The organism is Actinoallomurus acaciae, from assembly GCF_042429965.1.
Lineage (GTDB): Bacteria > Actinomycetota > Actinomycetes > Streptosporangiales > Streptosporangiaceae > Actinoallomurus > Actinoallomurus acaciae.
On record NZ_JBHLZP010000406.1, the window covers coordinates 1 to 9,354 of the forward strand.

Annotated in this window: 12 protein-coding genes and 2 pseudogenes; 5 read left to right on the plus strand and 9 right to left on the minus strand. The window is 71.5% G+C overall.

Annotated features, from left to right (window positions below):
• Positions 1 to 457: Rieske (2Fe-2S) protein (locus tag ACFFNX_RS36430; protein ID WP_378210538.1), on the minus strand; the 457-nt coding region annotated here is incomplete at its 3' end.
• A gap of 242 nt (positions 458 to 699) precedes the next feature.
• On the opposite strand from ACFFNX_RS36430, the gene ACFFNX_RS36435 reads away from it, so the two are divergent.
• Positions 700 to 894, plus strand: coding sequence for a hypothetical protein (locus tag ACFFNX_RS36435; RefSeq protein WP_378210539.1), 195 nt, complete (start codon positions 700 to 702; stop codon positions 892 to 894).
• 85 nt (positions 895 to 979) lie between these two features.
• Here the strand turns inward: ACFFNX_RS36435 and ACFFNX_RS36440 are convergent, their stop codons facing one another.
• Positions 980 to 1,312, minus strand: coding sequence for a cupin domain-containing protein (locus ACFFNX_RS36440; RefSeq protein ID WP_378210540.1), 333 nt, complete (start codon positions 1,310 to 1,312; stop codon positions 980 to 982).
• A gap of 71 nt (positions 1,313 to 1,383) precedes the next feature.
• On the opposite strand from ACFFNX_RS36440, the pseudogene ACFFNX_RS36445 reads away from it, so the two are divergent.
• Positions 1,384 to 2,329 (plus strand): annotated as a pseudogene (locus ACFFNX_RS36445) (helix-turn-helix domain-containing protein).
• 4 nt (positions 2,330 to 2,333) lie between these two features.
• On the opposite strand, the gene ACFFNX_RS36450 reads toward ACFFNX_RS36445, so the two are convergent.
• The 4 genes from ACFFNX_RS36450 to ACFFNX_RS36465 all read right to left on the minus strand — a co-directional run bounded on the left by ACFFNX_RS36450 (position 2,334) and on the right by ACFFNX_RS36465 (position 5,786).
• Positions 2,334 to 4,187, minus strand: a complete 1,854-nt coding sequence (locus ACFFNX_RS36450; RefSeq protein WP_378210541.1) for an ABC transporter ATP-binding protein — start codon at positions 4,185 to 4,187, stop codon at positions 2,334 to 2,336.
• Positions 4,174 to 4,716 (minus strand): TlpA family protein disulfide reductase, encoded by a 543-nt coding sequence (locus ACFFNX_RS36455; RefSeq protein ID WP_378210542.1) that lies wholly within the window; start codon positions 4,714 to 4,716, stop codon positions 4,174 to 4,176. Before ACFFNX_RS36455 ends, ACFFNX_RS36450 begins: the two co-directional genes overlap by 14 nt.
• A 96-nt stretch (positions 4,717 to 4,812) precedes the next feature.
• Entirely contained in the window at positions 4,813 to 5,331 is a 519-nt protein-coding gene (locus ACFFNX_RS36460) for a MauE/DoxX family redox-associated membrane protein (RefSeq protein ID WP_378210543.1), read from the minus strand.
• Positions 5,328 to 5,786 (minus strand): S26 family signal peptidase, encoded by a 459-nt coding sequence (locus ACFFNX_RS36465; RefSeq protein ID WP_378210544.1) that lies wholly within the window; start codon positions 5,784 to 5,786, stop codon positions 5,328 to 5,330. The genes ACFFNX_RS36460 and ACFFNX_RS36465 overlap by 4 nt, the downstream gene beginning before the upstream one ends.
• Before the next feature lie 272 nt (positions 5,787 to 6,058).
• Here ACFFNX_RS36465 and ACFFNX_RS36470 point away from each other — a divergent pair, with 272 nt between their 5' ends.
• The 3 genes from ACFFNX_RS36470 to ACFFNX_RS36480 are packed head-to-tail and all read left to right on the plus strand — an operon-like array spanning position 6,059 to position 7,456.
• Positions 6,059 to 6,424: an ArsR/SmtB family transcription factor gene (locus ACFFNX_RS36470; protein ID WP_378210545.1), complete on the plus strand. Its 366-nt coding sequence runs from the start codon at positions 6,059 to 6,061 to the stop codon at positions 6,422 to 6,424.
• Positions 6,421 to 6,903 (plus strand): SRPBCC family protein, encoded by a 483-nt coding sequence (locus tag ACFFNX_RS36475; RefSeq protein WP_378210546.1) that lies wholly within the window; start codon positions 6,421 to 6,423, stop codon positions 6,901 to 6,903. The genes ACFFNX_RS36470 and ACFFNX_RS36475 overlap by 4 nt, the downstream gene beginning before the upstream one ends.
• A gap of 7 nt (positions 6,904 to 6,910) precedes the next feature.
• The gene (locus tag ACFFNX_RS36480; protein ID WP_378210547.1) at positions 6,911 to 7,456 is read left to right on the plus strand and encodes a dihydrofolate reductase family protein; all 546 of its coding nucleotides are present in this window, start codon (positions 6,911 to 6,913) and stop codon (positions 7,454 to 7,456) included.
• 44 nt (positions 7,457 to 7,500) lie between these two features.
• Here ACFFNX_RS36480 and ACFFNX_RS36485 read toward each other — a convergent pair whose 3' ends face one another.
• The 3 genes and pseudogenes from ACFFNX_RS36485 to ACFFNX_RS36495 form a co-directional block, all read right to left on the minus strand.
• Positions 7,501 to 7,941, minus strand: coding sequence for a hypothetical protein (locus ACFFNX_RS36485; protein ID WP_378210548.1), 441 nt, complete (start codon positions 7,939 to 7,941; stop codon positions 7,501 to 7,503).
• Between the two features lie 52 nt (positions 7,942 to 7,993).
• The gene (locus tag ACFFNX_RS36490) at positions 7,994 to 8,902 is read right to left on the minus strand and encodes an AraC-like ligand-binding domain-containing protein (RefSeq protein ID WP_378210549.1); all 909 of its coding nucleotides are present in this window, start codon (positions 8,900 to 8,902) and stop codon (positions 7,994 to 7,996) included.
• Positions 8,903 to 9,084: 182 nt separating this feature from the next.
• A pseudogene (locus ACFFNX_RS36495) lies at positions 9,085 to 9,354 on the minus strand (MFS transporter); the annotation flags it as partial.

Genomic DNA, 9,354 nt, shown 5'->3' on the forward strand with positions numbered 1-9,354 from the left:
CGAGCGGGGTCTCGCCGCCGACCCGGTCGTGGCGCACCCAGACGAGCACCCCGTCGTCGTACGCGGGCAGGGTGCGCCACTCCTCGGTGCCCTCGGCGGGCAGGCGCAGGCCGTGCCAGCGGCACGTCAGGCAGCCGTCGATGACGCGTCCCTCGGCGAGCGGCGCGCCGAGGTGCGGGCAGGCACCCGGACCGGCCACCGGCCGTCCCGTGCGGTCACGCCACAGGACGACCTCCCGGCCCGCGACCTTCGTGCCGAGCGGGCGGTCGGTGCGTACGACACGGCTCGACGCCACCACGAACCAGTTGCCCGACGGTCGTGCCAGCGCACGCTTCAACGCCGCCGCGATGAGCGCCGGGTCGGCGTCGTCGGCGGTCGGGGTCTGCGCCGACCACCGCCCTCGGGGCACGGTGCGCAGCGGCCACCGTCCGGGACGCAGGGGCTGGTCGTCGGCCATCGCTCCACGCTCTCTCTCGACGGAACGCCCACCTGGTCAGTCTGCCCCGAGCGAGTCATTTCAACCATTTCATAAATGACCGATGCCGCCCCCCTCAAGGGCCTAGAGTATTTCGACTCGAAAGCGAGCCGTCACTACGCTTATTTCAGTCGATTCTTAAATGATCGATATCTCATTCACGTCGACCTAGGCTCTCTTTGTTCCCAATGCTTTTCATCGACAGCGGAAGGAATCGACGCCCGATGATGACGAAGATGATCGGCGTGGCCCGGCAGGTCGGAGACCGCATGCTCACCGCCTTCGTGCCCCGCATGGAGGCCAAGGCCGACGCCTGCGCGCCGTACTGCTGGTGCGACCGGGACGGGCAGGGATCCGACCTGCTGTGCGAGGACCCCTGCCGCGGTGACATCTGGGGCGTCTGCCACAACTGCTGCTGAGGCACCTCGCGGCCCCGGGACGACGAGAGGCGCCGAGTGCGGTCGACGACCGGCCGACGCCATCGATCTCTTGATGGTCCTTGGGTCAGCCTTCGGGGTAGAAGAGGAACAGCGTGCAGCCCGTCGTCGTCTGGGGCACGTGCGAAGTGCCCTCGGCGGCGTGGATGAAGGAGCCGGCCGGGTAGTCCCGGTCGCCGTCGTTGAAGACGCCGGAGACCACGAAGACCTCCTCGGGCCCCGGTTCGTGGACGTCGATGCCCTCCCAGCAGGTGTTCGCGTCCATCTCCAGCACATAGGCCCTCGCACCGTCGTCCCCGCGCCACAGCGGGCGCAGGCGGATGCCCGGGAAGACCTCACGGATCGGGGCGTCCTGGACGGTGGACCAGACGTAGGCAGGCGCGTTCTGTTCTGTCGTCATGGGGCCAGCCTGACGGCCGGCCGACCGTACCGCCGAGTGTCAGGAAAGACATCATGCGGTACTTTTCGGCCATGCACCGAGTAGTGGCGCTCGTCCGCCCGCCGCAGTCGACCTTCGAACTCGCCTGCGCGGCCCAGGTGTTCGGGATCGAACGGCCCGAGCTGCCGACGCGGTACGCCTTCGGCGTGTGCGCGGAGCGCCCCGGCCCGGTCGCGACGCGCGCCGGGTACGACATGCTCGTGACCGACGGGCTGGACGCGTTCGACCGCGCGGACACGGTGGTCGTCCCGGGCTGGCTGCCCACCGAGGATCCGCCCTCACCCGCGGTCGTCCGGGCGTTGCGCCGCGCGCACGCCCACGGAACGCGGATGGTCAGCATCTGCTCCGGCGCCTTCGCACTGGCGTACGCCGGCCTGCTGGACGGACGGGAGGCGACCACCCACTGGGCGCTGGCGGACAGGCTCGCCGCGCGCTTCCCGCACATCCGGGTCGACCCGGATGTGCTGTACGTGGACCACGGTGACGTGGCCACCAGCGCCGGCGCAGGGGCCGGCATCGACCTGTGCATGCACCTGGTCCGCAGCGACCAGGGGGCCCGGTACGCCGCGCACATCGCACGGACCATGGTCATGCCGCCCCACCGCGAGGGCGGGCAGCTGCAGTACTCGGCCCCGCCGCACCCCGAACAGTTCGACGGCACGCTCGCGCCGTTGCTGGAGTGGGTCACCGCGAGGCTCGGCGAGCCGGTGACCACCGATGGCCGCGCACGCGGGCGTCTCCGTGCGTACCCTCAGCCGGCGGTTCGCCGACCAGCTCGGCACCAGCCCGGGGCAGTGGCTGCTCGCCCAGCGGATCGCCACGGCCCGGGACCTCCTGGAGTCATCCGACCTCCCCTTGGACGCCATCGCCCGCCGTGTCGGTCTCTCCTCGGCCACCAACCTTCGCCGGCGCTTCCTGGGCGCCCTGGGCACGACGCCGGGCGCGTACCGCCGGGCGTTCCGGGCCGGGCCGCGATGACGGCCTACCGGTGCCCGGGGACGCCCGGCCGGTCGTATCCCGCGGCCTGGAGTGAGAACAGCCGCTCGTAGTGGCCCCCGTGCCGCATCAGCGTCTCGTGGTCGCCCAGCTCGGCGATCCGCCCGTCGGCCAGGACCACGATCCGGTCGGCCTCCCGTACCGCGCTCATCCGATGTGAGATCAGCACGCTCGTACGGCCGGCGCGGTGCTCGCGCAGCCGGTTGTGGATCCGGTGTTCGGCCTCGGCGTCCAGGCCCGAGCTCGGCTCGTCCAGGATCAGCAGGTCACGCCCCTCGCGCATGAAGGCGCGCGCGAGGGCCACCCGCTGCCACTGGCCGCCGGACAGCATGACGCCCTTGTCCGGGTCCGTCTTGTCGGCCTCCCGGAAGAAGACCCGGCTCAGCATCGTGTCGTACCCGTTCGGCAGCGAGGCGAGCTTGTCGTGGACGCCGGCCGCCCGCGCCGCGCCGGAGACCCGGCGCGGGTCGTCCAGATTCGGCAGGTCGCCGACGCCCACGTTCTCGCCGGCGGTCAGGTCGTACTGCATGAAGTCCTGGAACAGGACCCCGAGGCGGCGCCGCAGCTCCGCGACCGGGACCGCGCGGATGTCCACACCGTCCCACAGGATGGCGCCGCGGGTCGGGTCGTAGAACCGGCACAGCAGCTTGACCAGAGTGCTCTTGCCCGCGCCGTTGAGGCCGACCAGGGCGACCGCCCGTCCGGCGGGGATGTGCAGGTCGAGCCCGCGCAGCACCCACGGATGGTCCTCGTCGTAGCGGAACCACACGTCGCGCAGGTCGATGCCGTACCGCAGGTCCGGGAGCCGCGCGTCCCCCGCCGCCTGCGGAAGGTCCGGCGCCATGCGGACGACGTCGAAGTAGTACCCGAGCGTCAGCAGCGCCCGGTGCGCGCCGGTCAGCTTGGCGACCAGCCCGCCCAGCGAGGCCTGCGCGGCGGCCACGGCCGCGGCGAAGGCGGACACCGAGCCGATCGAGAGCCGCCCGTCGTACGCGCTCCACACCGCCCAGAGCAGCCCGCCGGCCGAGATCAGCGCGGACAGCAGCGAGAGCAGCGACTGCACGCGCAACTGCCGGCGGTCCAGCTCCTGCTGCGCGTCGTTCGCGGCGACCAGTTCGGCCAGCATGCGGTGCTTGAAGAAGGTGCCCAGCCCCAGCAGGCGGACCTCCTTGACGGCGCGCACATCGCTGGTCAGCGAGCTGAACAGGACCTGGCGCCGGCCTCGCGACGCCAGGGTGGCCAGCGTCCGGACGTACCGACGCGACAGCGACAGCTGCGCGAACAGGACCGGTATCGCCGACATGACGATCACCACGGTCATCACCGGCGCGATCAGCGAGACCGTGACGAGCAGGCCGCCCAGCGCGATGACGTCCTGGCCGGCGGAGAACATCCCCGTGGTGGTCGGCTCGACCGCGCTGGAGGTGCTCTGCTGGGCGGCACGAATCCGGTCCAGGATCGCGGGGTTCTCGAACCGGCTCAGCCCCTGGAAGCCGTTGACCGCCGTGAACAGCCGGTCGTTCATCGTCAGCGTCACGCGCCGGTTGAGCTGCGCCTTGAGGTACTCGGCCACGCGCGGCTGGACGGCCGCGACCAGGCCGGCGCCGGCCAGGCCGCCCACCGCGGTGATCAGGACGGCGGACGGCCGGTGCTGCACCAGCCCGTCGACGAGGACCTTGGTGAACCAGGTCACCGTGGAGGACGACAGCCCCGCGACCAGGGCGAGGACGACCTGCGCCGTGACGAGCAGGCGACCGCTCTGCCGGCACACCCGCCAGGCGTCCCGCGACCGGCGGAACAGCTCCCGCGCGCCGACCGGGCCGCCGTCAGGCTCGAACATGAACCGGCGACGCCAGCTGCGACAGCGCGTTCCCGGCCTGGACCACGCGGCCGTCCTCATCCAGCCGCAGAAGGGTGGGGAACGTGCTGACGCCGAGCTCACCGGCCAGCGGTCCGCTGTCGGGCTCGAGAATGATCGTCGGTGTGTCGCCCAGGTCGGGGACGAACCGGCGCAGCACGTCCTCGCGCCCGCGTACGTCGGTGACCAGGGCCACCCGGCCGGGGTCGTCGAGCTCGGCGAACGCCCGTGCCTGTTCGTGGCAGGGCTCGCAGGTCGCGGAGAAGACCCCCAGCACGCGGGCCCGGCCGAGCAGGTCCGACCGCGAGACCGCGGCTCCGGCGGTGCTGGTCGCGTCGAACTCCGGGAGTTCCCGTCCGACCAGCGCGTCCACGCCGGACGACCGGCCCGCCGGCCGCGCCGCGAGCCGCTCCTCATGCGAGCGGAGACGCCGCAGCACCGCGAACGTGATCATCATGTTCAGCAGGCACAGCACCGCGAGGAGTACGACGGCGGCGACGAGAAACGGCATGGCGACCTCCGGGGTGACGAGCGCGATGATCGTAACCGCGCCGTTTCCGCCGCCGCCCGAAGCTTCGCCGATGATTGAAACGATCCGGCGGGGCGGTCAGGCGATCCGGAACAGCGCGACCAGGTCGTCCAGGCGGGTGACGAGGAGCACGCAGGCCACCACCGCCGGCGCGGTGACCGCGACCCCCGCGAGCCGGTATCCGCCCGGATGCGCCCACACCTCGACGACGAGCCCCACGCCCGCCATCGCGACGAGCACCAGGTTGCGGACCACATGATGGACGCCGACCGGTGTGGTGGACGCGCCGAAACAGTGACAGCCGGCGTCCTCACCACGGCGCAGGGCGCGGACCAGCGCGCCGCTGAACGCGCACAGCAGCCCGATCGCGGCGGCGAAGCCGACCGCGGCGGGCGCCACCAGCGCGACGACCACGAGGCACTCGGCGGCGACCGTGAGCGCGGCGAGCACGCGCCCGGCCCGCCCGGACACGGACAGGAGGCGTCCGGTGGCGCGGACGAACGCGCGGTACGCCGCCGGGCCGCGCACCTTCCCGAACAGCGACACCAGGAAGGTCCCGGCCAGCACCCCGCGGCAGCCCAGCACCAGGTAGCTCACGCGCGGCTCCCGGCGGCCACGGCCTCCCTCGGCCGTACCGGCGTACCGATCACCCCTCCGGCCGGGTACGGGCCCCACAGCCGGGAGTCGACGCCGATGGGGTTGTCGCTGAGCACCACGAGCGTGCCCGGAGGGACCAGGCCGGTGCCGTCGGGGTCGGGCACGCCGTCCGGAACCACGTCACCGGGCAGCGCGGCCACCCGTTTGATGTTCCACCCCTCGGAGGGGACCCGCCAGCGATCGCCGGTCCGCACCCGGGTCCGCGGCGGGGCCAGTACCACGACGTCGCCACGTGCCAGCCAACGCGCCCGGCGACGGCGCACCAGCACCCGGTCACCCGCGCGCAGCGTCGGCTCCATGCTGTCGCCGGTGACCGTGACCAGCACCAGAGCACGCCTCGCCCACAGCACGGCGCATCCGGCCACGGCCAGGCCGACTCCTGCGGCTGCCCACATCCCGACCTCCCGGTTGAGAAGGGCCCCAGCCTAGAGTCCGCGAATCCGTTCGCCGCGACATTTCAACGTCGCTTCGAGGATCCGCGCCCGCCCGATGCGGCGTCCGGCGGCGCCGTACACCGGCCGTCGTCCCGCCGCGGCCACCGCACACCGAAGGCGCGGCGTCCTGGACCCAGGCCGTCGACGTCGTTCTCCGGCGGTACCGCCCTTGACCAGGGCGGGAAATCCGGCTAGCTTCATAACAACTTCCTTCTAGAAGGAAAAGGTTATTGATGCCTGCGGACTCGCTCAGCCTCGTCTTCGGGGCACTCGCCGACCCCACCCGGCGCGCGATCCTCGCGCGGCTGAGTGAAGGTGACGCCACCGTCGGGGAGCTCGCCGCGCCGCACGGGATCTCGCAACCGGCCATCTCCCAGCACCTGAAGGTGCTCGAGAGGGCGGGGCTCATCTCCCGCTCCCGCCGCGCGACCGCGCGGCTCAGCCATCTCGAGGCCGAGCCCCTGCACGATGCGACCGCCTGGCTGGCCGCGTACCGACATTTCTGGGAGCAGAGTCACGAACGACTCGACGAACTCCTCGCCACGCTGCGAGACCAGGGCATCGACGACGCGGACCCGACGAGAGAACAGGGCTCATGAACGACACGCTGATCACCGCGCCGCCCGGCATTCCGCAGATCGTCATCACGCGCCGGTTCGACGCCCCACGGGACCTGGTGTTCCGTGCCTACACCGAGCCGGAGCTGCTGAGCCGGTGGCTCGGTCCCCGCGATCACACGATGACCGTCGAGCGGTACGAAGCGCGTGACGGCGGCCGGTGGCGCTACGTCGGCGAAGACGCCGAAGGTCACCTCCACGGATTCCACGGGATCTTCCACGGCACGCCGAGCCCGGACGGCATGGTGCAGACCTTCGAGTACGAGGGCGCTCCGGGGCGCGTCTCACTGGACACCTACACGTTCGAGGACGACGACGGCCGGACGACGGTTCGCTCGGTGTCGAGCTTCCCGTCGGTCGAGGACCGCGACCGCATCGTCGCCCAGGGCATGGAACGAGGCGTCCGCGACTCCGCGGAACGCCTGACCGAACTCCTCACCGATCTCAAATCCGGGAAGTGATGTCATCGTGGGCAGATTGATCGTGTCGGCACAGATGACGGCCGACGCCGTCATGGACCAGAACAACCAGTGGTTCGATCCCGAACTCGAGTCCGAGCAGTATGGTGCCGACCAGTTGCGCGCCGCCGACGCGCTCCTGCTCGGCCGGGAGACGTATGAGGTCTTCAGCTCGGTATGGCCGAAGATGACCGGAGAACCCGGCGGGCTGGCCGACCGGATCAACAGCCTGCCGAAGCACGTCGCCTCACGAACCCTCCAGGGGCCGCTCACCTGGAACTCCACCCTGATCAAGGGTGACGTTCTGGAGCGTGTCGCCGAACTCAAGCGGGAGCTGCCGGGCACTCTTCTCTCGTACGGCTTCGGCGAACTGGCCCACCACCTGGCCGGCCACGGGCTGATCGACGAGGTCAGGTTCTGGCTTCACCCCGTGGTCTGGGGCGAGGGGCTGCGCCCGATCCAGGACGGCCGGTCACCGGTCCGGATGCGCCTCATCGGCGCCACGACGTTCAGCTCCGGAGTCGTACTCCTCTGCTATCGGCCCGTGAGCAACTGATCCCGGGCACGTGGCGACCCACTTCGTGCGCCGTTTCGGCGCGGCTACTCGCCGACCGCCTTCTTCGCCGCCGCCTCGAGTCTCGCGCCGAGGGCGGCCGAGAGGAGCTGGGCCGGACTGATCGTCCCGTTCTGGATGAGCTGCCCGATCTCGCTGTTCACCTGGGAGAAATGGCTCGAGTCGCCGTCCAGCATCGCGGCGAGTGTCGCGAGCCGTCCGGAGGCGGGGCCGCCCTCGCTGCTGAGCGCGCGCAGTGCCTTCGCCGCGCTCGTCGCCGAACCGCCGAACAAGCCGGCGAACGAGCCGGCGAACGCGCTCCCGGCCATTTCCTTCAGCTTTTCCGCACTCCCTGGGGCCTGCTTGCCGAACGCCTGGTCGATCAGGCTGGTGATGGGCATGGTGAGGCCCGTCGACAGGGCCGACTTCCCGCCGCCCACGACCGTTTTCGCGGCGATGCTGGAGATCTCCTTGACGGCCGTGGCCACCTCCGATGGTCGCCGTACGCCGTTCCGCCTGTGTTCCGCGGGTGCCGGGAGGTCAGGCGCTCTGCCGGTCGCCCCGTGCGATGAGGCGGAGCCCGGCCGCGGTCAGGCCGAACTCCCTCTTGAGAGCCCGGCTGAGGTGTCCGTGGTCCTGTATCCCCCAGTGGGCGGCGATCGCCGCGGTGGTGCGGGTGGCGAGCGCGGGGTCCAGGAGGTCCCGGCGGATGCGGATGAGCCGTTCCCGCCTGACCCAGGCGGCGAACGTGAGGCCGCGCCGCCGGAACAGCTGGTGGAGGTAGCGCGGGGAGATGCCGTGGCGCCGGGCGACGGAATCCACGGACAGGGCGGGGTCGGCCAGGTTCGCGAGAGCGTGGGCGAGGATCCGGTCGGTCAGCTCCTCGCCGACGTCCGCCGGCTCCGGGGCCGGCTCCGCGAAGGCCGCGACGATCAGGGAGACCAGCGCGTCCGCCAGGTGGATGTCGGCTATGTCCGTCAGTCCGTTGATGCGGTCGGCGAGGCCCGACAGGAAGGCGGCGAGGACCGCCCACGCGCCCCGGTCGCACCGCTGTGGGGTGGCGACGTAGCGGCCGACGAGGTCGGTGTTCGCGCCCAGCATGCCGTGCGGCAGTTCGATCGCCACGATGTCGGACGCGCCGGCCACCGAGAGTTCGTACGGCCTGCCGGTGTCGAGGACGACGAGGTCGCCGGCGCTCGCCTGGAAGGGGCGGCCGCCCTGTGCCCCGCACGCCGTCCCGCTCCGGTACAGCGTCACCGCGAACCGGCCGCGCTCGGCGGAGATGACGCGGCGCACCTCGCACGAGGGGTGAGGGGAGCCGCCGCGAATCCGGGCCACGGTCACCGGGCCGACGCGGGCGGAGTCCACGTGTGTCCGGAGTGTCATGGCCGGGGAGTTGACTGTTGTGGAAGGAATAGCTTCGGTCTCCATAGCAGTGGACACGGTCATCAGTAGAACCGTTGACGCGAACGAATGTCAACCTGAATGAAGCCAGGCCGCCCTTCATCCACGCCAGTCGAACACGTCGGCGAGGTCCGACTCACGCCACGAAGAACCCGCCGTTCCGGTACGACCTCGGACCGGTCGAGGGACGCACGGCGCCCCAGGTCGGCGACGGCCCCAGGCCGCCGCTATTCCCCGGCCGGGCGGGAGAGACCCGCGGCTCCTCCGCTGGAGCGCGGGCGCCACAGCCGTACGGCGAACGGCGTGAGCACGGCGAGGGCGATCCCGCTGGCCCAGAGCGGTGCCCGCAGCCCGAGAGCGTGGGCGATCCAGCCGCCGGCCAGCGCGCCCAGCGGTGCCGCCGTCATCGACAGGGTCCGGCTCGCCGCGTTGACCCGGCCGAGGATCTCCGGCGGCACGAGGCGCTGCCGGAGGCTCATCGACAGGACGTTCCAGAG

What these genes read in the sequence shown, in the direction of transcription:
- ACFFNX_RS36440 (WP_378210540.1), bottom strand. Translation starts at nt 1,312, where the DNA reads ATGACGACAGAACAGAACGCGCCTGCCTACGTCTGGTCCACCGTCCAG.
- ACFFNX_RS36475 (WP_378210546.1), top strand. Translation starts at nt 6,421, where the DNA reads ATGAACGACACGCTGATCACCGCGCCGCCCGGCATTCCGCAGATCGTC.
- ACFFNX_RS36490 (WP_378210549.1), bottom strand. Translation starts at nt 8,902, where the DNA reads ATGACCGTGTCCACTGCTATGGAGACCGAAGCTATTCCTTCCACAACA.
- ACFFNX_RS36435 (WP_378210539.1), top strand. Translation starts at nt 700, where the DNA reads ATGATGACGAAGATGATCGGCGTGGCCCGGCAGGTCGGAGACCGCATG.
- ACFFNX_RS36465 (WP_378210544.1), bottom strand. Translation starts at nt 5,786, where the DNA reads ATGTGGGCAGCCGCAGGAGTCGGCCTGGCCGTGGCCGGATGCGCCGTG.
- ACFFNX_RS36470 (WP_378210545.1), top strand. Translation starts at nt 6,059, where the DNA reads ATGCCTGCGGACTCGCTCAGCCTCGTCTTCGGGGCACTCGCCGACCCC.
- ACFFNX_RS36455 (WP_378210542.1), bottom strand. Translation starts at nt 4,716, where the DNA reads ATGCCGTTTCTCGTCGCCGCCGTCGTACTCCTCGCGGTGCTGTGCCTG.
- ACFFNX_RS36450 (WP_378210541.1), bottom strand. Translation starts at nt 4,187, where the DNA reads ATGTTCGAGCCTGACGGCGGCCCGGTCGGCGCGCGGGAGCTGTTCCGC.